Below are 25,760 nucleotides of genomic sequence, written 5' to 3'. Positions count from 1 at the left end.
ACTAATGTCGATGACTTAACTAGCTACTGCTTTTTACTTCAAGTCCGTGAAGCATGCGATAAAGTACAGGCACCACAAGTAAGGTCAATACCGTCGCGAAGCCTAAACCAAACATAATAGTTACCGCCATTGGCTTAAAGAAAACATCAGGAAGTAACGGGATCATCCCCAGTACGGTTGTGATCGCGGCCATACATACAGGACGAACACGACTCACAGACGCATCAACAACAGCTTGATAACGATCTTTACCACTTTGTATTTCAATATCAATCTGATCCATTAATACAATGCCGTTTTTAACCAACATACCAGACAGACTCAAGAAACCGAGCAAGGCCATAAAACCAAATGGCGTATTAAGCACCAAGAGTCCAGTTGTCACACCGATAATCGACAATGGTACAGTTGCCCATACAATCACTGCATTTTTCACGTTATTAAACAAGAATATCGTGATTAAGAACATGAACAGATATCCCATAGGCATCGTTTGGAACAATGATGCTTGTGCGTCTGCAGACGATTCATACTCACCACCCCACTCTAATGAGTAACCCGGTGGAAAATCGATTGCTTCGATTAACGGTTGAATACGTTTTTGTAGCGTTGCAGCAGTCTCTTCACCTAATGGATCTGGGTCAGCAAATATAGTTAACATGCGTTTACGGTTTTTGCGGACGACAATCGGATCTTCCCAACGAATATTTACAGCTAAAATCACTTGCTGTAACGGCACATAACCTTTTAACACAGGACTCCAGATCTTCATACCTTCAATAGTACTGATATCCACCCGTTCTTTTTCAGGTAATCGCGCGATAATGGGGAGTAAGTTGGTCCCATCACGATAAAGACCCACAGCCAAGCCCGAGAATGCCATTTGCAATAAATCATCAACGTCAGACTTAGTGATACCGTAGCGACGAGCCTGACTTTCGTTAAACACAGGTTCAATCACCTTAGTCCGTTCACGCCAGTCATGGCGCACGTTAAATGCCCCTGGATCGGCTCGCATAATATCAATTGCTTGTTGTGCTAAGCCACGTAATACCGTTGGATCAGAACCCACTAAACGCGCTTCAATCTTAGAACCGGAAGAAGGTCCTAATTCGATACGTTTTAGTTTATATTCAATATCAGGATGAAGTGAATCAAGTTCCGCGCTCACTTTACGTAACATTGGCATTACATCGTCATAACTAGCAACACGCACAATTAATTCACCATACGATGCATAGCTTTTCTCTGGCGCGTAGGTCAACATAAAGCGCTGAGAACCTTTGCCCGTGCTAGAAGATACATGTGTAACATCCTCATGAGCTCTTACCATCGCGTCTAGTTCACGTAGTTTTTCACTGGTAGCTCGAATATCTGTACCTTCCGGTAGCCAAACATCAACCATAAACATCGGTGTGGTTGACGAAGGGAAAAACGATTGTTTTAACTGTGTGAAGCCATACAAACTAGCCACCAGCATCAAGATTAATGTGAATACCGTTGTCCACGCATTTTTCATACATTTTTCTAATACGCGTTTATAAACAACAAAGACAACCCCTTTGTACGGGTCATTGTCTTCACTAGCTGCATCGACTTTAAGACCTTTAAAGAACATATCCGCAAAAAATGGTGTCAATGATATCGCCGTAAACCAACTCAACATCAACGAAATAAGTAAAACACTAAATAGCGTTTGCGTATATTCACCTGTCGAATCTTGAGATAAACCAATTGGAGCGAATGCGGTAACAGCAATAACCGTTGCACCTAATAGAGGCCATTTAGTCTGGGTGACAATATCGGTTGCAGCCTGCAGGCGAGTTCGACCTTTTTGAATCCCAATTAAAATACCTTCGACCACGACGATGGCGTTGTCCACCAGCATACCTAATGCGATCACTAATCCACCAAGCGAAATACGCTGTAGATCAATTGCCATTAGATTCATGAACAAAAACGTCCCCAACACGGTAAGCAACAGAATTAGCCCAATTAGAACACCAGCACGAACCCCCATGAATAAAAGTAAAACTACGATAACAATAGCAATAGCTTGACCTAAACTAGAAATGAAACCTTTAACAGACTTATCGACTTCGTCAGGTTGGCTATAAACAACATCAATATCGATACCTATCGGTTGCTGCTCTTTGAGTTCACTTAAACGTTGATAAACGCCCTTCCCTTTTTCTACAACATTAACACCCGCAATAAATGAGACACCGACATTCAATGCGACCTTGCCATTAAAAGTAACTAAATTATCAGGTACTTCTTTAAAACCACGACTAATCGTTGCCACATCGCGTAAATAAATTAATCCTTGTGCGCCCGTTTCAGTAATAATCAAATCACCTAAGGCATCAACATCCGTAAACTCCCCCGTTGGATGAATACGGATATATTCCGTCCCAATCCTTACTGCACCAGCACTGGATACCAGATTTTGGGTGGCCAACGTATTGTAAATAGTCGTCGGCGAAATGCCCAAACTGCTTAAACGTTGCATCGACATTTCAATAAAGACCTGCTCTTGCTGCACGCCAGTGACTGAGACTTTACCAACACCATCAACGAGTTCTATTTCTCGACGTAAATAGTCAACATAATCATTTAGCTCTTTATAGGAGTAATCATCGCCAGTGATCGCTAACAAAATACCGTAAACATCACCAAAATCATCAATAACTGACGGTTCTGCGACACCCGGTGGTAAATGGGATTTAATATCATTGACTTTACGGCGCAATTCATCCCAAATTTGTGGTAAATCATCCGGCCCATACTTGTTCTTCATCGTCACCGTGATTTGTGACAAACCACGGCTCGAAATAGAGTTGACTTCATCTACATATGTCAGCTGCTGTATGGCTTTTTCTAATGGATAAGTAACTTCTTCTTCCACTTGTAATGGTGTGGCTCCAGGATAAGAAGTCACAACCATTGCGTCTTTAATTGTAAATGCCGGATCTTCTAATCGACCTAAGCCGAAAAAAGCCATGGTTCCGCCAATTAAGAAGATCAGTGTGATCATCCAGCTAATTACTTTATTTTTAATAAAATAGGCAGCGATATCTTGTTTCATTATTGTCCAGCCTCTTTATCGCTGTTTGACTTGTCTTGTAAATTATTCATTGATTGATCGAAAATTTTAACTGATTGACCTTCACGTAAGCGGTTACCACCAGCAACCACTACCTTTTCGCCTACCGCTAAACCAGAGCTTAAACGCACGCCCTCATTAATCACTTTATCAGTGACCACTTGACGTTTACTCACCGTATTATCACTGTTGACTACCCACACGAATTTCTGCGTTGCATTCAAATCGTCACCGTCTTCGTTTAAGATCGCTTCAAGTGGAATAAATGGTTCGTTTATCTTATAAATATTAAGCTTTTGCGCATCAACACGCACTTCGACTGCCATGCCATCGAGAATAAGTCTATCTTTAGGCATCGGCATCGTCAGTGTGATAACAAATGATCCCACCTTAGGGTCTGGCTCTGTCGTAAATTCTTTTAAATGAGCTTCGTATTCCATACCATCAGCAGTAATGACTTTCGCGCCGGGCCTTGATGTTTCAATTTTAACAGCAGAACTTTGCGAATAAATAATATCCGGTGCTTGTAATTGAATATCTACAGTCGTCGTACTATAAATATTCATCACTTGCTGCCCGACTTGCACATTTTCAAATTGTTGTATTGGCACATACGAAATAACACCTGAAAAGGGCGCTTTCAATTCAGTAAAACTTAAATTCAGTTTGGCAATATCCAGCCTTGCTTTAGCAATACGACGTTGCGCTTTGAGCTCATCAAATTGAGAGGGGGCGATATAACCTTGATCAACCAATTTTGCCGAGCGACGATATTGACTATCAGCAATGGCATATTCAGCTTTTGCGTCATCCACTTCTAAGCGGTAATAAGTCGGATCAATTTGAGCGAGTATTTGCCCCTTAGTCACGCGATCACCTGGGCCAACCGTCACCGATGTGATCTCACCTTGTAACCGGAAAGACAAGCTTGATTTATCTGCTGCAACAGCCACTGCTGGAAACGATAACCTCGCAGTTTCTGCGGCTAGTAGCACGGTCTCAACCTTAACTAACTGTATTTTTTGTCTTGGCTCTATGATCGGGTTTTCACAACCTTGCAATATTGTTATCGCACTAAGTGCAATAACAATCGAAGATAATTTGTTCATATTACAGTCCCCGCTCCTTGACCCAAGATCGTACTTTCTGACCTTCTCGCAACTCGCTCACGCCAGAAATAGCAATATTATCACCATCATTTAAGCCTTTCGTTACACGTCCTTTTTCATCTAACTCGATTTCTCGCTTGTGTACAATACCTTGATCATCAACCTGCCATACAAAAATGGAGTCACCCTTTCGCATTAATGCTTGCGAGGAAATCGCACCAGCACTACCTTTAGGAAGCGCAATACGGACTGCACCCGCCATCCCCGGTAGAATATTTTTACCTTCAGGTCGGTCCATAAACAGGGTGACTTTATAGCTGGAATTTGTCGGGTTGGCTTCGATATCAATTTCTTTAAATTGAGCAGGAAATTCTTCGCCAGGGAGAGTATCGAAAATAACGGTCGGGCGACGACTATATTCATTATTAAAACGTGCAAGCAGCTGTTCAGGCAGCTGGAAGGTGACATTGATAATACCCGCCCGCTGAATATGCACTACAGGTTCTTTTGCCATGACATATTCATAATTTTCTTTTAACGATAATGATAATGTACCGTCATAGGGCGCGACCAAGGTCGCATAACCGAGGTTGGATTCTTGTTTACTCAACGTCGCTTGCGCTTGGTTGCGCTTAGCCTTAGAAATATCGTATGCTAATTCAGAAACAACATTGGTTTTACGTAATTTAGCATCACGCTTAAACTGGACTGAGGCCAGCTCATAATTTGCTTGTGCTTGTTCGACTTGTAGCAAAAACTCATCTTGGTTCAAACTCGCAAGCGTTTGCCCTTTTACAACATTCTCGCCAGGTCTAACATCCATCGATGATAGAACACCCGAAACACGAAATCCAAGTACCGCTTTATCATCAGCTTCGACAATACCTGGAAAGGTTCGAAATGTATCTTTAATACCAACATCGACGGTTTGCAATTTAACAGGCCGTGAGTCCGGTTCAGGTATTACAACCTGTTTTTCACTGCAGCCAGAAAGTAACAGGCCAGCAACAACTGTGGTCGCTATAATTCCCTTCATATAATCACCCTAATAATGTGCTGTTTACTTAACAATTAATATTTCTTTTAAACCCGTCAAGTTGTCATCATAAACTATAGCCTTTAAAATAGTATTTACAATGACTTATATACAAGTCATTTATGACAACGATAAGAACACATCATTCAATAAAATAATTAATATTAAAAGTGATAATCATTATATACATCAATAAACTGATAACATCTAAAATTAGAGTGTGAAATTCAGTTAATTCATGAGCACAAGACAAAATTCTAGCTCATCCCACACGACGATCACCCAAATTGTACTCGGTAATTGCATCGCGACTTTTAAACTACCGTCAATTCCATCGGCATATATTTAATGACAAATGGTGTGATTAACTGGCTGATCCCATCAATATCATTATGTTTGGCTTTTCTTATTATCATGACATCCCCTTAGTCACGCTAGCTGCTCGTTTATATCAAAATTACACGCTAAGGGATTGTTATTCAATATATAATCATCAACAAATCAGATTAATATAAGTTGAAGATAATACCTGTTCATTTAACCCCAGATATTTAATCGGCCTTTAATCAATAAGAAAATAAATGCGAGGTATAACGGTTGCCATATCAACATAGTCCAACCCCGTGTTAACCAATACGAAGCACTCGCCTCTGGATGTTGCATTTACCAATAATTATACAGTTACTTAATCGCAACCTGACTATCGTGCAGCGGTTTGAAAAAATTGCGCATAATGCTTAGCCTGCATATTCGCATCCTTATCTAGAGGCATAAATTGTCCAGGTATGACACCTGGTCCTATTGAAATTAAATTAAATTAACGATTAAAAGTTAAATTTAACATTAGCAGTGATACTACGTTCGGCACCAAACCAACAGTTATTGGTGTCATAACAAGAATAATATTCCGTACCAAACAAGTTACTCGCAACCACAGAAATACTTGAACCATCTAAACTGTCGCTTAAATAAGACAGATCATACGCAACTGACATATCAACGAGCGTGTAATCAGGTACTTGATCGCTATTCATCGCATCGATCTGAGTTTCACCGACATAACGGATACCCGTACCTATGGTCGTGCCTGCTGGCATACCGTTATAAATATAATAATTCAACCACGCATTCGCAGCATGCTTGGGAACCCAAATCGGCGTTTTACCTTCCAACCCGGTATTATCCTCGGTCACTTTCATGTCCATATAGGTATAACTTGTCGCCAGATCTAGATTGTCGGTTAGCATTAGATTCGCTTCGACTTCGACGCCTTTAGATTGCGTTTCACCCGTTTGAACTTTGTCATATGGTGTGCCGGTCGGATCGCGTGTTAAATCATTCTTCTTGGTAATGTTAAACAGTGAAATAACAAACGTTTTACTCATATCTGCAGATTCATACTTCAGACCAGCTTCCCACTGTTCACCCGTCGATGGTACAAACGCATTCCCATGACGATCATTCCCCACTACAGGCTCAAAGCTCTGTGCATAGCTAACATAAGGTGCTAAGCCATTATCAAAGTTATATAAACCGCCTAAACGGAAAGCAAAGTTATCTTGTTTAATGGCTGCAGCAGTATCAGCCCCTGAAGCATGGTCTGTTGATGTTTGTTCATATTCATCATAACGGCCACCAGCGATCACAATCCAATTACCCAATAATAACTGGTCTTGCACATAAATGCCGACTTGACGACTTTCTAGATCAAAATCGGTGGTGTAGGTGAAATTAAGCGAGCTACCGTCAATTTGTTGATGATTAGGGTTAAACACATCAATCGATGGCGCACTAGCATCTTTGTAAATAATACGTGAATCGAGTTGCTGATAATCAAACCCTAACAGTACGTTATGTTCGAGTACGCCTGTATTGAAACGACCTGAAATTTGATTATCTATAACAAAGCTTTGTGATTTCTCATCGGTAAGATACGCATTACGGCCAACGGTACGCATATCGCTCTGCAGCGCAGTGTTATAGGTATTTTCTTGGTAAGCATCCGCATTCATGTAACGCGCATTCATCAAGAAGCGCCAGTCAGCATTAAATTCGTGGTTAATTTTATAACCGAGCATCAATACTTCACGCTCGTAGGTATTCCAATTTTCATCACCAGTAAAGATACTTGAATCAAGCTTCCCGTTAGGATTTGATAAAACACTCCCTGCCCCAGGTACTGACGTGTAAATACCTGCTGATGGATCATTTTGGTAATAAACATTAAAATTAACGAGCGTCTTATCAGACAACTGCCAATCTAAAGATGGCGCCAATACATAACGCTCTTCTTCAGAGGTATCTGCTTGTCCCTCTTTCTTACGCACTAAAGCAACTACACGATAAGACAGATTTGAATCAGCTATCTGCCCGGTTGAATCAATAGATAATTCTTTACGATCAAAGTTCCCAGCCGTCACCGTCACATCCGTACTCTGTTCTTGTTGTGGCGATTTAGCAATAAGATTAACCATGCCGCCCGGTGGGATGTTTCCGTATAATACCGACGTTGGTCCCTTAAACACTTCGACTTGTTCAAGTGCAATTGAATCAATTTGTGGCTGTAGATTCCAGCCATTAAACATCAGCGGCAAACCATCGTAAAAATTCTGATAGTTAATAAAACCGCGAATATTAAATAAATCTAATCGAGAAACCGCGCCACCCCTTAGTTCAGTATTCACTGCGGGTACATAACGTAGTGCTTCGGCTACCGACTTCACCCCTCGTAAATCAAGCGTTTCTCGATCAACATTCGAGATAGCTTGAGGTGTATCCATAGGCGCTAACGTCGTTTTGGTCGCGGTATTTCGATAAGCTTTACCAAAGACAGTCATTTGTTCTTCAGTACTATCTATAATAGGCTGCTCAGCAAAAGCTGAACTCGATAAAGCGCAAATAATGGCAAAGGCCACTGGGGATAATATACGAATAGGTTGGTATAACATTCGGACTCCAAATCTCAATTCATGCAAATGATAATTATTATCGTTCGCATTGTATAGGGAGATTTAGAGAAAAAATTAACAATTTGGTGCAATAATCAAAAAGTTCAAATTATTTTAGCTTCGAGGTTCGATTGGTAACCAATATTCCATGTAAGAAGATGAGTCCTCTGGGTCATAATTTATCGGATAGATCTCCAATTCATAACCGTCAACACTGTTATAATTTGAATCCGGTATCCAATGTGAAAACAACCAAACAAGTACTTGTTCTAATTGTTTAATCGGTCCTTTAAATGGAATAACAGCGTACTCTTGTGCAGGTACGTCTATAGTATCTAATGACGTGGTGCCGAGTAAAGTACTCGCAGTACTGCCCGCCCAATAAGGGATCGCATCTATATCATCATTAGCTTTAATCACTCCGACAACACCAATCAACTCTATATCCGCAGCCAGTGATGAGCTTTCACTCAACACGGACAGCATTTCAGCTTCAGGCAAGTTTTTGACAAATTCAGACCAAATGAGCGGGACTTGCTGCTGATAGTTAGGTCTTAATGAAAACAACCCTGAAATAATGCCAGATGTGCAGTAAAGCGTAAATTCTGGACGGGTTTCAATACGGATTTGTAATAATCTGGCCTCTAGATCAAAGCTATCTAACACCCGAGAACAGAGCTTAATTGGTGTGCGTAGACCAAGGCGCTTACCGCGTCGTCGGTATGCCATCGGCGAATGTGAAAACATATTTTTAAACGTACGACTAAAGCTAGCTTCAGAGCTAAAACCTAATGCCAACGCAATATCAACAACCCGACTTTTACTGCCTAATAATTGCTCTGCCGCTAAACTCAATTTTAACTCTCGCACATACTGCGCAAGATTCAGCCCCGTTTCATGATGAAATACGCGCTGTAATTGCCAACGTGACCAACAACTTTTATCCGCCAGTTGTTCAACGGATAACGGTTGATCTATATTTTCATTGATAAAATCCAACAACTTTCCGATGCGGGTAAAACGGTTAACTTGTTTTTTATTTTCTTTCTGCATCGTACACACAATACCTTTGGTAAATAACCGAGAGAGTAAGAGAATTTAAATCGTCCATTATAAGAATAATTCTCATTTGTGCAATAAAGCAGAAGGATAAATAGTGATTAATGTATGCATAAAAGATAAGTATCATCCCAAGTATTGCATGTAAAAACATGTAAAACCTTAAACAGTAATATATTCTAATGGTGATTTACCCATTATTTTACGAAAGGCGGCGATAAAAGCACTCGGTGTGCTATATCCTAATTCGAGTGCGATATATGTTACCGATTTTCCAGCATGTAATTGCTCAATGGCATAAAATAGTCTTATTCGCATTCGCCATTCAGTGAATGTCATCCCCAGCTCTTTTTGAAACATTCTGGCCAATGTTCTTGGACTAACATGTATCGATTCGGCCCACTGGTCAATCGTGTCAATATTACAGGGTTCTTTAACCAACAGACATAGAATAGCATTCAGCTTATCTCTGTTTGACCATGGTAATGCCAATAACGATTTGTCTAGTACTGAGATTTCATCAAGAAGAACAAGCATCAAACGATACTCTTTTCCATTAGGCTTATAATCACAACCCATTTGCATTGATCGCTTAACAAGATAATTAACTAAAGCGGAAACATTAAAAATCTGTGGATGCAGTGGTAAGGAATAAACCCATGCAGGGTCAATAAATAAATTAGCAATGTCCACTGCACCTGAAAACACCAATTCATGAGTCACATTCGGTGGACACCAAAATGCTTGTGAGGGCGGGATCAAAAAGATGCCGTCATCAGTAACAACACGTGTAATTCCCCTGACCGAAAAAATAAACTGCCCGCGAGGATGGCAATGTGGCGTTGAACACATGGCATTCGTCACTTGTTTCCAATACGGCAGTACAGGCTTATCAGAATCAATAATGTAACCTAAATCAATCGGTTCTATCTTTGTCAGTAAATCACTATATGTTGTCATAATATCGAAAGTAAGTCAGTTTCATCCGATTATAATAACAGTTCATTATTTATTCAAGGCGTTATAGAAATGGAACAAAGTACGAAACACAATAACGAGGTCATATCACAATTTACCCAACAAGCTGTCCCCTTCACTAAATTATCAGGTCATTTAGATTCAGTAGATTTACTGATTAAAATGTCAGCCGTAAATGAAAAAGATACGGTGCTTGATGTCGCGTCGGGACCAGGTCTTGTCGCTACTGCTTTTGCCAAAGTGGCTAATCATGTTGAATGTTTAGATTTGACACCCGCAATGCTTGATCAAGCCAAACAACAAGCCCTAGCCCATAACGTAGCTAATATGTCGTTTCGTGAAGGGGACGCAATGACGTTACCCTACGAGGATGATAGTTTTGATACAGTGATCACCCGTTATAGCTTTCATCATTTCCTGAAACCAGAGCAAGTTTTGTCAGAGATGATCCGAGTGTGTAAACCCAAAGGATGTGTGTTGGTTGCCGATGTAGCTATTCAATCAAAATACTCAGTAACATTTAATCATATTGAACGATTAAGAGACTCTTCCCACGTTCACGCACTATCAATAGATGAGTTCAATCGATTATTTACACAAAGTAACCTTAAGGATTGTCGTAAATCAGAATACACAGTTAATGTCGAACTTGAGCAACAATTACAAGCGTCATTCCCTACCCCTGATGGCAAAATTAGCATCAGGAAACTGATTACCGATGATGTGGATATTAATAACACAGGCTTTAACCCCGAACTGATTAAAGGCAATGTCCATTACAACTACCCCATTTCAATTTACGTCGGCATCAAATAGAGAATAAATTTGCAACTAGCATCAAAACAGGCCTAAGTAATGTTAATTCTGCGTATTAAAGGCTTACACCCCCGACATGAATGACGGGGTTTTACGTCAAAGATGATAAAAAATAGCGCCTAATCACCTTTGGGCATATCAAAATTAATGCCCTGTGCTAAAGGTAATTCACTGCCGTAGTTAATCGTATTAGTCATACGACGCATATAACTTTTCCATGCATCGGAGCCACTTTCGCGGCCACCACCAGTGTCTTTTTCGCCGCCAAACGCACCACCTATTTCCGCACCCGACGTACCCATATTGACATTGACTAACCCACAGTCAGAGCCTTTGGCACTGACAAATATCTCGGCTTCGGCCATATCTTTAGTAAAGATAGCGGAAGACAATCCCTGACAGACACTATTTTGGATGGCGATAGCTTGATCAAGTGAATCGTAACTGTGTACATACAGTAACGGCGCAAACGTTTCTTGCTGGACGATATCAGCTTGAGGGTCAATATCCACAATGGCTGGCGTAATATAGAATCCGTGCTCTTCTTTGCCTTTATTGCTTAAGTTCGAGACTCGTTCACCACCCGTGATCAACTTGCCCCCCTGAGAAATAGCCGTATTGATACTCACTTTCATGCTATCAATGGCCTGCTGATTAATAAGTGGTCCCATTAAATTCAGGCCATCAAAGGGATCACCAATACTCACAGTGTTATAAATTGCTTCTAGTTTGGTGAGCACTTGATATTTTAAGCTACTATGCACAATCAATCTACGCAGCGTCGTACAGCGTTGTCCGCTTGTCCCCAATGCTGAGAAGGTAATAGCACGAATTGCTAATTCAAGATCGGCACTCGGGCAAACAATCATGGCATTGTTACCACCAAGCTCTAGCAGTGTACGCCCCAATCTCGCTGCGACACGGCAATTCACCGCTCGGCCCATGGCACATGAGCCCGTCGCTGATACCAATGCAATATCCTTATGATCGACCAATTGTTCAACCTGCGTTTTCTCACCAAACACGATACTACTGAGTTCCGCATTACCCCCAAATTTTTTAATCGCTGACAATAATAATCGATGGCAAGCCAATGCGCTGAGTGGCGTTTGACTTGATGGTTTCCAAATGATGCTGTTACCGCAAATCAAACTCAGTGTGGCATTCCAAGCCCATACCGCCATGGGAAAATTAAATGCTGTAATGATCACAACAGGGCCAATAGGATGCCACTGCTCCATCATTCTGTGATTTGGTCTTTCGGTGGCAATAGTTAACCCGTAAAGTTGTCGCGATAAGCCAACTGCAAAATCACATACGTCAATTAGTTCTTGCACTTCACCTAAGCTTTCTTGAAATGGCTTACCCGACTCAAGGCTAATAATGGTCGCTAATTGATGTTTCGCTGCACGGGCTTTTTCGGCAAACAGTCTGACTAACTCACCACGTTGCGGCGCAGGCACACTACGCCAATGATAAAACTCAGTTTTTGCACTGTTGATCACGTTTTCAATCACATCGGGTTGTGCATGACTGATGGAAACAAATTTTTGACCTGTGTTCGGGCTTATCACATCTACTTTAGTCTCACTATCAAAGCACTGGTCCCCCAGATACGCACTACCATAGTGTTTATCTTGAGCATAAAAATCGCCAAGAACGGTTTTCAAAATTGCTTCATGCATGTGATTATCCTCGTCATTACCGTTAAATACTTAATTCCGCGTCTCGATAAGATTTCGCAAACTCATTTGCCAAAAAATCTTCAATGTCTAACGTCTCTTGCTCAACAAAACCCTGCCTTTGCTCAGTACTATTTAAAATTAAATCAACCGTAGTTACTACCGCACTCGCAGTAGAGATTTGGATCGCACTTTGCTCTGCAGTATGCCGCAGTAAAAAAGTACGACTACATTGTCTTAACTTTTCGTCGACATAACCCGTTGCCACCACAGAGATCAACACCAGATCCTGCATTGTGGTCGCCACTGAACTTTCAAATATTTCCATCAACATGTCGCGACGTTTACCCTCTTCCCCTAGTCGTAAGTCATGAAACAAGAACTTCATTAGTTTGCAATGGCCTGGATAACGGATAGTTTTATAAGTCAGCTCTCGTAGTTTCCCGTCCAAGGAATAACACAGATTCGCCAGACCACCCGAGGTATTAAACGCCTCGTATTCAACGCCAGAAATAGAAAACACTTCACAACCTTCTAGTGGTTCCGTTAAGGTCTGGATATGATTTTTGATGGACTCACAAGGATTGGCATATTCATTAATTAACCCTTCGGTTGACCATGTCAGGTTGTACATCATTTGATTAGATGGATATTCTGGTAAGGCACCAACACGTAATTTAAGACTATCAAGACGGTCGAAATAAGACCGAAAGCTGTAACCTAAAATCCCGATAAAGCCAGGGGCTAAACCGCACTGCGGCATAAATACCTGCCCTGGCGCTGCAGCGAGTGCGATTTCTTTAATCGCTTGGGTACAACGTACATCTTCGGTTAAATCAAAATAACTGCAGCCATTAGCTAAGGCTGCCTGTGCAACGTAAGGATTATCATTGAATGTTAACGCCGAAATGACCGCATCCTGCCCTGCGAGTAAATCATTATAATCTCGTATATCAGGTGACGAATTAGCTAATAACTTAGTTGTAAATTGGTCACTAAAATGAGCGACTGCATTGGGGTCGATATCAGCACCCGTAACATCATAATCAGGATGACTATTGAGGATTTTGGCAATTGCGCCACCAATTCGACCAAGCCCTAAAACAACAATTCGTTTTGCCATTCATAACTCCCTAAGACTAAACTCTTATTAATGCATGAGTACAGTCTATCCCTTTCCATTGTTACGGTTGAAGTTCCCCTAGCTGAAGTAAGGGGATTCTTGTCGTCTACGGTTTAGGCATTGCAATATTAAATTGCGTTAGTCTTCTAAAACCTCTTACAAGCATTTAACGTGTCGGTACTACCTACCGCCACAAATTATTTAAGCTGCTAGTCTTAATCCCTCTTTATGGATATTGATAGCAGCATTATGATCTCTATCGTGAACAGCGCCGCATGCGCAAGTCCACGTCCTGATCGCTAATGACCACTGCCCAGCGTATAACGCTCCACACTCGCTGCACATTTTAGACGAAGGAAACCACTGGCTAATAGCTGATAATTTACGCCCGTACCAATCAGCCTTATATTCTAACTGCCTTGCTATTTCACCGAAATTAGCATCATGGAGATGCTTTGCCAACTTGCGATTTTTCACCATATTTTTGACTTTCAATGACTCGATCCCTATCACTTGGTTTTCGTTTATAAGTGTCGACGTCATTTTATGCGTAAAGTCTCTACGGGAATTCGCTAATTTTCGTGAAGCCTTAGCGAGTTTTTTAGCATATCGATTTGTTAAGCGCGGGTTGTTAAATTTAACGCCATCCGAGCAGATCGCTAAATCTTTAATGCCAACATCGACACCGACCGTTTTATTAACAATCGGCAGCTGTTTTATCGCTTCTTTCACTAATATTGAAACAAAATACTTACCTGATTTAGTCTTGGATACGGTAAGTGAACTTGGTTTTCCAGTGAAGTAGCGCGACCACTTTATTTTAAGCGGTTGCTTCATTTTAGCGAGTAATAATGATTGTTTATCTGCATCCCATTTGAACCCGTTACTCATGTAACTGGCTGGCTGATTGATAATGATGCTTTGATTTAAATTTAGGGTAACCAAACCCTGACTTAAAAAAGGACTGAAAACCTTTGTTAAGGTGTTTTAACGCCTGTTGTAAAGGCACGCTTGATACGTCTTTCAGCCACAAAAGGTCGGGGTTTTACGTCAACGATGATAAAAAGCGACTAACACCTAATTTTCGTTATCGGAGGTAGTACTCCCAAGTATGGATTTCATATTAGTCGATTCAAATATTTTATCTGCACTCATCGGTACAAAACCTTGGTATAACGCGCCATTTTCTTGGTTAAACCGCTGTGCAAATTCGTAATAACAACTGCTAATGGCTTGTTCGCCGGCATCGTTAAAATTGACAATGCAAGTATCTGCCATGGTTGATGCTTGAATTAATAAATCCGAGGGTGCGCCTTTGATCACTCCACCGGCTTCATTCAGTGGATAACCTTGTTGCTGTAATAACGCCACGACGTCTGTCAATTCAGGGGTGCTTTTTAAGTGATTTACAAAGATGGTGAAATGGTTAGCACGTAATCCCCAGACAGATAACCAAGCGGCGTATTCGGACTCTGACGCTAAGGTTTGATAGTCTGCATAGCTGGGTAATTGCCATAACCGACCGGCACTTAATAAGGGCATAAGTTCTCTGCTTGATTGCTCAAATAAGGGCGACTTTAATGTCGCTTTTGCCTGTTCGATAATATCTTGAATAATGGCCTGAGAAGCATCGGATAAAGACTGCCAGCGCAGTTCACTAATGAATATTTTGGTCGGAGAGTTGGCATGAACATAACAACGCGCATCTAACTTTTTAACATCAAACTGGTAAGAGTCAAGATGCCGATAACCGAGCGCTAATACCTCATCTTCTAATATATCAATACCGATATGTGAGTCGGCGAAGGTACGAAAAGCCACGTGATCATTGACTAACTCTTCACCACGACGTTCAAACAGCTGATGTATATCGACTGCTTGTGGGCTAATGACACTGTACTGCTGCCAAAGTTTGGTAAAAAATGCATCTAAAACAGACATAGGTTATCTCCTTAATTGCATTGCCGTTTTCAGAGATGATTAATACTAAGATAGATGATGAAGTCAGGTTTTGCTAGCAGGCGAGATCAAGTGTGAGACGTCAGAGGGTTAAGAACGGATAACTAAGTCATACTCCGGCTTAAATCGTTGATGCGGATGACTCGAATAATAAACAGGCTACAACGGAAAGTAGCCTGTTTTAACTATCAATATTTTCGGCTATCGCAACAGGTCAAGAAACTCAACTGGTGCTGGTGCCTCAAAAGTGAGTCGTTTGCCAGTATTTGGTCGCGTAATACTTAAGCTCAATGCATGCAGTCCCATGCGGGGGCCGTCAGTGCCATAACGAGGATCGCCAATCACCGAATGTCCTAACCAGGCCATATGAGCACGGATTTGATGTTGTCGACCCGTCTCGAGGTTAACTTCAAGCAATGTCCGATCCTTTACAGTGCGCAGCGTTTTAAAATGGGTGATGGCATTTTTGGCTTCCGAATGTGGACCGACAATCATCTGATACTTCTCTGGGTCCATTCTCAAGGGCTGGTCAATACGCCCTTTACTTGGTTTAGGGCTGCCTTCCACTACCGCAAGGTAGGTTTTTTCGGCCCCTGACCATCCCTCATTAACAGCGTCACGCATTTCACGAGACGTTGCAAACATCAACACACCGGATGTATCACGATCGAGGCGATGAACAGGCCATAAAGCAACAGCGTTTTTTGCATGTGAGAGTTGCTTGCGAAGAATAGCCAGCGCATGCTGCTTGTTTTCATTGGCTGATGCCACTGACAACAAGCCTGCAGGTTTGTTAATGACAACAAGATCATTGTCCGAATACAAAATTTCGAGGTGGCGAACACCCAGTTGCGTGTTCTTTCCCGCTGCTCTAACCTCTACATTGTCGCCAACGTTGAGCTCATGGTCATGCTTCATGATCTGCTGATCGTTGACCAGTACGCATCCTGTTTTCAGTCGTTGTTTTATGTTTTTTCGACTCCAGCCTTTTAGCTGAGTATTAAGGAAAATCAGTAGACCAGAGGCCTCTTTCACTCGTAATCTATCAGACATAGTAAGTTATTCTCCAACCTGCTTGTTCCAGCAATGCTTTAAACATAATGATCATCACTTAACATTTATATAGTAGACGTCTCTATTTGATAAAACGAACCGTCCTGTACATTATTTTTAATCTTGTAGTTATATATCCAAACTACTTCAAAATGCCCAATCAGCAAACCGAAAGGAGAGGATATGCAAGACTAATTATGAGCCTGAGTATATTGATATTAATTTTCAGCACAAGATAAACCTGACCGTTTGACCAGAATACTAATAACACTGTATAAAACCGACCCATTTAAATTATCGCCATCACTATAACCCAAGGAGACCTATGTTAGAGCCAGTGTTTTATCAATTATCAACAAGTACTACCCTTAACTCTTAATCGGTTTTTATGGGCTTACCTTTCTGTTCTCAACCTTAGCTTAAAAAAATAGAGCAGTGTCGATGGCTATATGGTTGCCAATGGCGCAGTAGGATTTGGCATAGCCGCCTCATGAAAGTAACCTGAACCCACAAGTTGCTTCAGCCTACCTACCACCATTTGCTATAGGTATACTGTTTATCTTAGTGATTGACTCTTTGTCATCAACAACCGATTCAGATCTATCTGCACTTTCTGCTATTGTCATGGTTGATATCTACGCTAAGAACTTAGCTAAAGATAAAATCGACAATGAAAAGCTGCTACTGGGTCGTATAACCATGATTGTCGCGACAGTCCGTGACTTAATTAGATGCTTAACTCACCCAATTTGACCATAGAGCCAACCACAATTAATCATTGTCACCGCCCCTTTATTCTATTTTTTCTGCGCACTGACTCCCATCAGATGCTCGACCTTTACTATGTTCTTAAAGCCCGCTGCTTTTAGCCGGCGGATGACGCCGTCAACAAAGCTGCTGCCCTTCTTTATTACGTGTGGATTGCCGGTGTAATGAAACAGCCGTCCGTCCCGACGCAATACACGAAAGATCTGTCGGTAGAACTCTTCGCTATAGAGCTCCCCTGCAAGGGAAAAACGCGGTGGATCGTGAATGACCGAATCGAAAGAAGCCGCATCCATGGTGCGGATCAGCTCATAGCTACTGCCCTGACGTTGCACTATCCCCTCTTTCCCCAAATCGTTTGACCAAGGGTTTTGCGCACGCAGCCCCATGACCTCTGGGCTCAACTCGATAGTGAGTACCTCGCTTGCGCCTAGTCGGTGGGCAGCAATAGCCGCATAACCTAGTCCGCTACAGCAATCCAGTACCTTATCACCCTTACGTACCGCCTGCTTAGCCATCTCGGAAGCACTAACAAAAGGGTCGGTTCCCTTGGATATGTGCATCTTGACGCCACTAATTTCTAGCAGAGGTGATCCTGCCGTGGGTGCAAGTTTATAGTAGCCACGGCTGCGGTCTTCAAGCGGAACCATATCGCCATCGCTACAGAGGTAGATCCTTTGCGTCTTCTTGACGATTTTTTTGAGCTCGTCAATGGAAAGGCGATTATCTTCGTCGAGCACAAGGCTCTGGTCACTTAAGGAGAAGTCCTGCTCAGAAATATTCAGATCAACAGAGATCCGCACGCAAGACTGTCCTTTGGCGATAGCCTCCAGCGCCTGTTTGGCATTTGTTGTATGAAGGTAGTAATTGGGCATATAGTTCGTCTATCTAGTTAAAAATACTGGCCCTACTATACACCGTCAACGTTAGAGGGCTTACTTAAATAATGATATTCCTCCGAAAAAATCAACATCATCGACTATTAATTAACTGATGATTGCTCACAGCCGAGAATAGCGAGGCTGAGATGCCTTTGGCTTATCTTGCAGCATGTGTTGACGACAGGATTACAACGATCCGCACTGATGCGCGGCAAGGCTAGGATCAACTTGTCATCCATTAATTTCACTAAACTCAGCTCGCTTTATTATTGAAGGAACTATCAATTTATGTATTGGCTCTACAACCAGCATATATGTCTTTCCAAGCGCGTTATGAACATGGACAACTGTAGATATTGTAATAAACTCACTATCATTAATATCTTTAAAAACCGATACTTTCACATCCAAGTGTTTATCTGAATCACCTAAAACAATTTCATTATCGCTCAGTGATAATATAGTAAATATCCCTACTCGATCACCAACTCGGTAATTATTAATTGGCTTTCCTTCATCCACAGCACCTAGATGCCCAAGGTTTTTTAGACCCAGTGCTGATACTAATTTGTTTCGCGCTGCCATTAAAAAGTTTACCCAAGCAGGCACAGTTGAAACATGCGCTAACCAAATTTGAAGTGATGTTCTTTCCCTATATCTTGTAGGAAAACAATAAGCATCAAAATAGTAAGCGCCACTCAAACTTTTCGATATTTGGCTACTGTTTGGAACATTACATTTCTCGATTTTAGCTTTCATAGTTGCACATTCGTCCCTTGATACCAACGCACAGCACACTGACAGTTTTCGGAGTCTGGTGCTGCTGATTGTTAGGCTGATAATACAAAGATACTTACCCAACTACTAATACCAATAAACCAAACAATAGACCTAAGTGTTGCCTTATCTGTGATATAAAAAATACCATGCAAAAGCCTACATGTAACAAAAAGTAACGCTAATGCATCCAATGTATTTTGTTCGACATTTGAAACTACACTACCAATAATTATTGCCGCTGCAAATGCAGGAAAGGCTTCAAAACTATTAGCCTGAGCCCAATTTGCTCTTTGACCCCACCCTTCTAGGTCATTAAGAAAAATCCTAGGTTTATTATTATTAAAACCTGGCTTAGAAGCTTTAGCTGTAATTGCCCAAATATATGGGATTATTGCAGCAGCTAATACACACCAATATGCAATTGTCATTAACCCTATCCTTTCAATGAAACTTATGAGGCCTAGATCGGAAAAATGCAGTTAAGCTAAACAGCACCAGCCAACTGCAACGATTTAATTTTCTTTATGAACAACACCTTATCAATTTAAGGCTGCAAGGTAAACGTTCCGAGACCATTGATGACTATTCTCGTGCGGTTCGACGCATTTCGACTTACTTTGATCGTAATAGCTCATTATGACATTTTATTGTTTCTTCAGTAGTCGTATATTGTTTGTTGACGATATAAGCTGGATATTCACTTGATGTCATTAATCAAAGTTTAATCATGATTAATCCTTTAAAAAATGAATTACAAAAAACACAATGTTTGTCGTAAAACCACATGTTGAAAATAATTTAAATCCTTGTTATACATACTAAAAACAAACCATCACACGATTTTATTTTTGAAAATTCAAGCCGCTCACCAACGGTGTCGCAAAAAGATAAGTGAATAGGCATAAAAAGCTATTCCGCCATAGCTCCTCGCTCATTAAGATAAAATATAAGCAGCCCCCCCTCAATACACCACTAGGAGTGTTAATATGAACTTATTGTCTAGCGCCCGTATTATGAAGCATATTTTTCAATACCGATTACACTGGAATGAAAGAGACACCCACTACCAGTATAAGATTCCAGGTTCACCAAAATTTATGGGCCCACGGGATGCCGTTAAATTAATTAAAGACAAAGATACCGTGATTGTTTGTGGGATCGGCGGTAATCAACGTATCTCTATTCTTTCTTGGGCGCTAAGAGAAGTTTTTGAAGAAACACAACACCCACAAAATCTGACGCTAATTACGGCAGCAGGACTTGGCGGTCGAGGTAAAGTGCCAGGCACACTTGAAGAGTGGGCTGTCGAAGGTTTAGTCAGTGAGATTATATGTTCTCATTTTGAAACCTATCGAGCGATAATGGAGATGGCTGAAGAAGGCAAGCTTGCAGTGCATTGTCTCCCGTTGGGCATTATGGCCGCGTTGGTAAAAGCAGCCGTAAACGGCAAACAAAGTGTGACCTCAACAACAGGAGTCGGCACCTTTTGCGATCCGCGTGTTGACTGCGGTTCTGAAGTATTTATTCCTAAGCGTTATTCTCCCGACATCAATAACAGATTCTCGAAAGGGCTGATCACTGTTGCAGGCGACAAATTGCGTTATCAAATGCCAAAAATTGATGTAGCCATGATTAACGCACCCGCGGCGGATGCCGAAGGCAATATCTACATTGAAAACTGTTCAACAATTTGTGAGTCGAGAGAGGCCGCGTTAGCGGCTAAGAAAAACGGCGGAATAGTGATTGTTAATATAGGTAAACTCATCGAGAAAAAACCTGATCAGATATTTCTAACTGCCGACCAAGTAGATGCCATCGTTTACTACCCTGAAACAGAGCAAACTTGCTCAAGACGTCATGACGATCCGATGTTGTGTTTGACTGATCATTATGAAGGGGACGTAGAAAGTGGTTTGGAAACGGTCCGGTTGATGAACAAGTTAGGTGGTATTACTCCTAAGCGTAGTAAAGCACAAATGTGTATTGCAGAGGAATGCGCGGACTTAATGCAGCAATATGTAGCCCCAAAAAGTTATGTCAATATTGGTATTGGCTTACCTGAGCTGATTTGCGATACCCTTCAGAAAAAAGGTCTATTATCTAACTATACATTGTTTACCGAAGGCGGCGTGATCGGGGGAGTACCCGCTCCAGGTATGTTCTTTGGTGCTGCGGTTAAACCTGATAAGATCATATCTTCACCTGAAGTATTTGAATTAGCAAATGAACGTTTGGAAGCCACTGTGTTAGGATTTTTACAAATCGATAGCGAAGGTAATGTTAACGCGTCCAAGCGTGGAGAAGGCGCCCTCAATTACATAGGACCGGGAGGATTTATTGATCTTAGCTGCGCAGCCAAAACAGTGTTCTTTGTCGGCGCGTGGATGGCAAAAGGTGAAGTGCATACCAGCCATGGCGTAACTAAAATTAAAAAACACGGGATACCAAAGTTTGTCGATAAGGTAGAGCAAATCACGTTTAGTGGTCAACAGGCATTAAAAGCAGGCCAGAATGTGTTCTACATTACAGATGTGGGTACGTTCAAACTAACCAGCGAGGGTATGACTCTAATCAAAATACGTGAAGGTATTGATTTGCAGAAAGATATTCTGGACTATTCACCGATGAAAATTATAGTGCCACATTAACCGAGTAGCGCGTCATAAATCGAGTAACACTGCATAAACCCTTTCCACTGCATAAGTAGAGTGAAAGGGTTAGCTTGATTGATTTCGATAATGTAGCGGACAACATCCAAACCAGTGCTTAAATGCGCGTGTAAAATTAGGTGGATCACTATAGCCCAGCTCTAGGGCAATCTCCACTATGGTCATCTTCGTTTGCAATAAAAGATGCTGTGATCTTTCCTTTCTAATATCTTCGATCAACTGCCGAAAACTGTAACCTTCAACTTTTAGCGCCCGCTGAAGGCTTCGAGTTGATTGATGGTAAGATGCAGCGACATCTTCCAAGCTTGGCATTTGACCCGATGCTTGCCGTAATGAATCTTTAATTCTTTCGACGGTATTAATCAACCGTTCTGCCCGAACCAGGTTTTTATTACAAATATCGATTAAGGATTCATCACAGTCGATTTCATATTCTGTAACTACGGGTCGATCTAACCAAGCCTTCGGAAAGTGTACTTCATGGTGTTCGGCGTTAAATTTGACACTGTTAGTTAGTTGGGTGAAGTAATCTTCAAAGTAGTCCGGCTTTGGTTTTGCGAGAAACAATTTCAACATTGAAGTTGGAAAGTTAAACTTAGTCAATTCAGCAATGAATCCACTAATAACCAGATCAATGATGAAACTCTCGGCTTCACCTAGATATACCAAAGGCTTAATTCGAAATACAGCAAAACCATCCTGCTCTATCAGTAAGACCTCGGTTAAATAAGCGGTCGTTTTGTAATAAAGAATAATCAGTCGTAAGCTATCGCGCAAATTAGCCTGAGAGATAGCCGCATGCCCCATGCTTTGAAATGAATTAGGTCCAAGACTTTGACCAAGTAATATACCTAAGCCATTATTTTGGGTAATGCGCAATGCATATTTAATGAGTTTAATAAACTTACTCGCAGGTATGCGTGTTGATGTGTCCATGACTTCTTGCGCGGTAAGACCGCTTTCGCAGAGAAGAATAGACAGCGGTATGGTATGTTCCTCCGTAAGGTACTCAATAAGTAATGCGGGACCGAGGACCGGAATTAATCGTACATTAAGCACTTCATCCACTTTTAACATCTTCTTATTGAGTCCTATGGTAGGTGTTCAGATCATTCGACCAAAAAAGTACAATTAAAATGAGCTAGCTTTCAATAAATTAGAGTATTTATTCAGTAGTGTCGATGATGCCGGTATAGAACTTATAGCTGAGTAACAAAAATATATTATTCATCTCATTTATCACCACCTCCCCCTTTACATTTTGGACGTTTTTCCGTTACACACTATTTTATAAATCATAGTATCTATTCTTATCTCATTAAGTGAGTACTTCAGCTATCGAGTTGAAACATCATGGGTAGAGTGTCGTAAAAAGATAAGTTTATAGGCATATAAAGCTATTCCTTCATCCCCCTCTGCTCGTTAAAGTAAAGTCATGCGTTATGGTCTTAACTCGACGTAACGTTAACATTTATAACACGGAAAATACTTTTAAAATGCTATCAGGGAGAACTCAGAATGAAATTACCAAATCTACCCAAAGACATTGTTTTCAAGAAAAAAGTCACTCCAACTCCGTCCGCAATACGACGGAATATTTTAGTAAATCCAAAGCTAGATAGCTACGATCATCTCGATGAGAAATCGAGGGAACTAGTTTTAAAAACCATCGATTTTTTTGAATCGCGCGGCAAAGCAAAAATGAAAGCAGATGAACGCGAATACAAGTGGTACGCTGATTATTTGGACTTTGTAAAAAAAGAAAAACTGTTTTCGACGTTTTTAACACCAGCCGGTTATGGCGATAAAGATTGCCGTTGGGATACTTATAGAAACTGCGCACTTAACGAAATTTTTAGTTTTTATGGACTATCGCACTGGTACTCTTGGCAGGTAACTATATTAGGTTTATTACCAATCTGGATCAGTAAAAACGAAGTCGCGAAAAAACGCGCAGCCAAGCTGCTCAAAGAAGGCGGTATCTTCGCATTTGGTCTTTCTGAAAAAGAACATGGCGCCGATATCTACTCGAGTGACATGCACTTAACCCGTCAAAAAGACGGTACTTACCTCGCCAATGGCAGTAAATACTATATTGGTAACGCCAACAAGGCAGCATTAGTATCGACCTTTGGCAAGTTAACCGACACGGATGAATACGTCTTCTTCGTCGTTGAGTCGCAGCACAAAAACTATGAACTCGTCAAAAATGTCATTAACTCGCAAAATTATGTAGCGGAATACAAACTAAACGATTATCCAATTCGTGAAGAAGATATTCTAGCTAAAGGCCGTGACGCGTGGGATATGGCGCTTAACACAATTAACGTCGGCAAGTTTAATTTAGGCTGGGGTTCAATCGGCACCAGTACACATGCCTTTTACGAAGCTATTAACCACGCGTCACATCGTCGCCTGTTTGATCACTATGTCACTGACTTTGTACATATAAAACAGCTTTTTAATGAATCGTATGCACGTTTAACTGCGATGAAATTATTTACCCAACGTGGTGTTGACTACGTACGCTGCGCGAGCGCCGATGATCGTCGTTACTTGCTGTTTACACCAATGGTTAAAATGAAAGTGACAACTCAAGGCGAAGAGGTCGTGGACTTGCTATGGAATGTGATCGCAGCCAAAGGGGTTGAGAAAGACATGTTCTTCGAAACCGCGCTGAAAGAAATTCGAACGCTGCCTAAGCTTGAAGGAACCGTGCATATCAACATGGCTCTGATTCTCAAGTTTATGGGTAATTATTTCTTCAAACCGGCGAAGTACCCTACAATACCGACGATGAGCGCGCAATCTAATGATAGCTTCTTGTTTAATCAAGGTGTGACGAAAGGGTTAGGTAAAACACGCTTCCATGATTATCGCGAGGTATATAACAAGGTAGACCTCCCGAACGTCAACATCTTTAAGAGACAGATCCGTCTATTGAAGATACTGCTCCTCGTCGCGAAACCAAACAAAGAGCAAGCCAAAGATTTTGACTTCCTATTGAGTCTCGGTGAACTGTTTACTTTGGTCGTATACGGACATCTGATCTTGGAAAATGCCGAAATCAAAGGTATCGAGAATGATCTTATTGAGCAGATATTCGATTTCATGGTCCGTGATTTTTCCAAGTTCGCACTACAGCTAAGCCATAAAAGTTGTACAACGTTGGTTCAACAAACGATTTGTGGTCGCATGATCAAACGTCCAACTGTTGACGAAGAACGCTATAATCGCGTCTGGGAAAATTATACTTATAAGATGAAAGATCAGTACGAAATGAATCCATAACACCGGGTTTATAATCCCCTGCGAATAGGCTCATGACTGAGTCTATTCGCCATCTCGCTACATAATATCAATGACATGTAGTGCTTGTTCCAATGTGTCTATGGGTTCGCTGGTCTGTAATATCCAGCGTAATGCGTCACTCTTTTCAGTGGCATTGGTTTCTTCGGCGTAAACGACAAAGCGTTCATTATGCAGTTGTTTATCTTGAAGATAACTCAGGATATCGGCTTCACGATGTTGTATCTTCGAGAGCCAGAATTTCAGGGATATCCTTAACTAAGGAAGCCGTATGTTCGAATCCTGCGACCCTAATCATCTCTGGAGAAACATTTTCATTACGTATCCATCTATAGGAACCTTCTAGTTTAGCTTCATTTCCAAGACATGATATTGATACCTGTTATTGACGTTAACAGATCATGGTTTTCCAAAAAAGTTCAATATTTGTGACTAAGAGACAGCGTCATGACCATCGTCTTTATCTATGTGGTTACACAATGAATAA

General features: G+C 41.2%; 19 protein-coding genes. 4 read left to right on the top strand and 15 right to left on the bottom strand.

Translation table 11 applies throughout. The features are described 5' to 3' along the window. Positions 1–19 precede the first annotated feature (19 nt). From MORIYA_RS02645 to MORIYA_RS02610, 6 genes are all read right to left on the bottom strand, one after another. Complete coding sequence (locus MORIYA_RS02645; protein WP_112712473.1) at positions 20–3,088, bottom strand: efflux RND transporter permease subunit; 3,069 nt, start codon at positions 3,086–3,088, stop codon at positions 20–22. Beyond that, on the bottom strand, positions 3,088–4,215 hold the full coding sequence (locus tag MORIYA_RS02640) for an efflux RND transporter periplasmic adaptor subunit (RefSeq protein WP_112712471.1): 1,128 nt from the start codon (positions 4,213–4,215) through the stop codon (positions 3,088–3,090). The genes MORIYA_RS02645 and MORIYA_RS02640 overlap by 1 nt, the downstream gene beginning before the upstream one ends. Before the next feature lies 1 nt (position 4,216). Continuing rightward, on the bottom strand, positions 4,217–5,251 hold the full coding sequence (locus MORIYA_RS02635; protein ID WP_112712469.1) for an efflux RND transporter periplasmic adaptor subunit: 1,035 nt from the start codon (positions 5,249–5,251) through the stop codon (positions 4,217–4,219). Positions 5,252–6,075: 824 nt separating this feature from the next. Then, positions 6,076–8,199 (bottom strand): TonB-dependent siderophore receptor, encoded by a 2,124-nt coding sequence (locus MORIYA_RS02620; RefSeq protein ID WP_112712467.1) that lies wholly within the window; start codon positions 8,197–8,199, stop codon positions 6,076–6,078. A 114-nt stretch (positions 8,200–8,313) separates the two neighbouring features. After that, a complete protein-coding gene (locus MORIYA_RS02615; protein ID WP_112712465.1) occupies positions 8,314–9,252 on the bottom strand; it encodes an AraC family transcriptional regulator in 939 nt (312 codons plus the stop codon). Between the two features lie 168 nt (positions 9,253–9,420). After that, positions 9,421–10,218 (bottom strand): AraC family transcriptional regulator, encoded by a 798-nt coding sequence (locus MORIYA_RS02610; protein ID WP_112712463.1) that lies wholly within the window; start codon positions 10,216–10,218, stop codon positions 9,421–9,423. A 69-nt stretch (positions 10,219–10,287) separates the two neighbouring features. Between MORIYA_RS02610 and MORIYA_RS02605 the strand changes: the two genes are divergently transcribed. Further along, the gene (locus tag MORIYA_RS02605; RefSeq protein WP_112712461.1) at positions 10,288–11,052 is read left to right on the top strand and encodes a class I SAM-dependent methyltransferase; all 765 of its coding nucleotides are present in this window, start codon (positions 10,288–10,290) and stop codon (positions 11,050–11,052) included. A 119-nt stretch (positions 11,053–11,171) separates the two neighbouring features. On the opposite strand, the gene amaB is transcribed toward MORIYA_RS02605, so the two are convergent. From amaB to MORIYA_RS02580, 5 genes are all read right to left on the bottom strand, one after another. Further along, entirely contained in the window at positions 11,172–12,737 is a 1,566-nt protein-coding gene (gene amaB, locus MORIYA_RS02600; protein WP_112712459.1) for an L-piperidine-6-carboxylate dehydrogenase, read from the bottom strand. A gap of 22 nt (positions 12,738–12,759) precedes the next feature. Next, positions 12,760–13,857 (bottom strand): saccharopine dehydrogenase family protein, encoded by a 1,098-nt coding sequence (locus MORIYA_RS02595; RefSeq protein WP_112712457.1) that lies wholly within the window; start codon positions 13,855–13,857, stop codon positions 12,760–12,762. A gap of 201 nt (positions 13,858–14,058) precedes the next feature. Then, positions 14,059–14,748: an RNA-guided endonuclease TnpB family protein gene (locus tag MORIYA_RS02590; protein ID WP_197713346.1), complete on the bottom strand. Its 690-nt coding sequence runs from the start codon at positions 14,746–14,748 to the stop codon at positions 14,059–14,061. Between the two features lie 186 nt (positions 14,749–14,934). Further along, positions 14,935–15,798: a DUF1338 domain-containing protein gene (locus MORIYA_RS02585; RefSeq protein WP_112712455.1), complete on the bottom strand. Its 864-nt coding sequence runs from the start codon at positions 15,796–15,798 to the stop codon at positions 14,935–14,937. 219 nt (positions 15,799–16,017) lie between these two features. Further along, complete coding sequence (locus MORIYA_RS02580) at positions 16,018–16,869, bottom strand: RluA family pseudouridine synthase (protein ID WP_112712453.1); 852 nt, start codon at positions 16,867–16,869, stop codon at positions 16,018–16,020. 501 nt (positions 16,870–17,370) lie between these two features. Between MORIYA_RS02580 and MORIYA_RS02575 the strand changes: the two genes are divergently transcribed. Further along, on the top strand, positions 17,371–17,622 hold the full coding sequence (locus tag MORIYA_RS02575) for a sodium:solute symporter family transporter (RefSeq protein WP_269461254.1): 252 nt from the start codon (positions 17,371–17,373) through the stop codon (positions 17,620–17,622). Positions 17,623–17,666: 44 nt separating this feature from the next. On the opposite strand, the gene MORIYA_RS02570 is transcribed toward MORIYA_RS02575, so the two are convergent. The 3 genes from MORIYA_RS02570 to MORIYA_RS02560 all read right to left on the bottom strand — a co-directional run bounded on the left by MORIYA_RS02570 (position 17,667) and on the right by MORIYA_RS02560 (position 19,723). Further along, positions 17,667–18,509 carry a class I SAM-dependent methyltransferase gene (locus MORIYA_RS02570; protein WP_112712451.1) on the bottom strand — a complete coding sequence of 281 codons (843 nt, stop codon included), beginning with the start codon at positions 18,507–18,509 and terminating at the stop codon, positions 17,667–17,669. A 237-nt stretch (positions 18,510–18,746) separates the two neighbouring features. Beyond that, a complete protein-coding gene (locus MORIYA_RS02565) occupies positions 18,747–19,274 on the bottom strand; it encodes a DUF2867 domain-containing protein (RefSeq protein WP_112712449.1) in 528 nt (175 codons plus the stop codon). Between the two features lie 71 nt (positions 19,275–19,345). Further along, complete coding sequence (locus MORIYA_RS02560; protein ID WP_112712447.1) at positions 19,346–19,723, bottom strand: MAPEG family protein; 378 nt, start codon at positions 19,721–19,723, stop codon at positions 19,346–19,348. Positions 19,724–20,281: 558 nt separating this feature from the next. Here MORIYA_RS02560 and MORIYA_RS02550 point away from each other — a divergent pair. Beyond that, a complete protein-coding gene (locus MORIYA_RS02550; RefSeq protein ID WP_112712445.1) occupies positions 20,282–21,943 on the top strand; it encodes a CoA-transferase in 1,662 nt (553 codons plus the stop codon). A gap of 69 nt (positions 21,944–22,012) precedes the next feature. On the opposite strand, the gene MORIYA_RS02545 is transcribed toward MORIYA_RS02550, so the two are convergent. Continuing rightward, the gene (locus MORIYA_RS02545) at positions 22,013–23,041 is read right to left on the bottom strand and encodes a helix-turn-helix domain-containing protein (RefSeq protein ID WP_112712443.1); all 1,029 of its coding nucleotides are present in this window, start codon (positions 23,039–23,041) and stop codon (positions 22,013–22,015) included. A gap of 441 nt (positions 23,042–23,482) precedes the next feature. On the opposite strand from MORIYA_RS02545, the gene MORIYA_RS02540 reads away from it, so the two are divergent. Further along, entirely contained in the window at positions 23,483–25,255 is a 1,773-nt protein-coding gene (locus MORIYA_RS02540; RefSeq protein ID WP_112712441.1) for an acyl-CoA dehydrogenase family protein, read from the top strand. The last annotated feature ends 505 nt before the right edge of the window (positions 25,256–25,760 follow it).

It is taken from the genome of Moritella yayanosii (genome assembly GCF_900465055.1).
Lineage (GTDB): Bacteria > Pseudomonadota > Gammaproteobacteria > Enterobacterales > Moritellaceae > Moritella > Moritella yayanosii.
This window is presented reverse-complemented; position numbering and strand designations above follow the sequence as displayed.

Bases quoted from the DNA above. Each gene is read 5' to 3' on its own strand.
- MORIYA_RS02645 (WP_112712473.1), bottom strand. From the start codon at position 3,088: ATGAAACAAGATATCGCTGCCTATTTTATTAAAAATAAAGTAATTAGC.
- MORIYA_RS02640 (WP_112712471.1), bottom strand. From the start codon at position 4,215: ATGAACAAATTATCTTCGATTGTTATTGCACTTAGTGCGATAACAATA.
- MORIYA_RS02635 (WP_112712469.1), bottom strand. From the start codon at position 5,251: ATGAAGGGAATTATAGCGACCACAGTTGTTGCTGGCCTGTTACTTTCT.
- MORIYA_RS02620 (WP_112712467.1), bottom strand. From the start codon at position 8,199: ATGTTATACCAACCTATTCGTATATTATCCCCAGTGGCCTTTGCCATT.
- MORIYA_RS02615 (WP_112712465.1), bottom strand. From the start codon at position 9,252: ATGCAGAAAGAAAATAAAAAACAAGTTAACCGTTTTACCCGCATCGGA.
- MORIYA_RS02610 (WP_112712463.1), bottom strand. From the start codon at position 10,218: ATGACAACATATAGTGATTTACTGACAAAGATAGAACCGATTGATTTA.
- MORIYA_RS02605 (WP_112712461.1), top strand. From the start codon at position 10,288: ATGGAACAAAGTACGAAACACAATAACGAGGTCATATCACAATTTACC.
- amaB (WP_112712459.1), bottom strand. From the start codon at position 12,737: ATGCATGAAGCAATTTTGAAAACCGTTCTTGGCGATTTTTATGCTCAA.
- MORIYA_RS02595 (WP_112712457.1), bottom strand. From the start codon at position 13,857: ATGGCAAAACGAATTGTTGTTTTAGGGCTTGGTCGAATTGGTGGCGCA.
- MORIYA_RS02590 (WP_197713346.1), bottom strand. From the start codon at position 14,748: ATGAGTAACGGGTTCAAATGGGATGCAGATAAACAATCATTATTACTC.
- MORIYA_RS02585 (WP_112712455.1), bottom strand. From the start codon at position 15,798: ATGTCTGTTTTAGATGCATTTTTTACCAAACTTTGGCAGCAGTACAGT.
- MORIYA_RS02580 (WP_112712453.1), bottom strand. From the start codon at position 16,869: ATGTCTGATAGATTACGAGTGAAAGAGGCCTCTGGTCTACTGATTTTC.
- MORIYA_RS02570 (WP_112712451.1), bottom strand. From the start codon at position 18,509: ATGCCCAATTACTACCTTCATACAACAAATGCCAAACAGGCGCTGGAG.
- MORIYA_RS02565 (WP_112712449.1), bottom strand. From the start codon at position 19,274: ATGAAAGCTAAAATCGAGAAATGTAATGTTCCAAACAGTAGCCAAATA.
- MORIYA_RS02560 (WP_112712447.1), bottom strand. From the start codon at position 19,723: ATGACAATTGCATATTGGTGTGTATTAGCTGCTGCAATAATCCCATAT.
- MORIYA_RS02550 (WP_112712445.1), top strand. From the start codon at position 20,282: ATGAACTTATTGTCTAGCGCCCGTATTATGAAGCATATTTTTCAATAC.
- MORIYA_RS02545 (WP_112712443.1), bottom strand. From the start codon at position 23,041: ATGTTAAAAGTGGATGAAGTGCTTAATGTACGATTAATTCCGGTCCTC.
- MORIYA_RS02540 (WP_112712441.1), top strand. From the start codon at position 23,483: ATGAAATTACCAAATCTACCCAAAGACATTGTTTTCAAGAAAAAAGTC.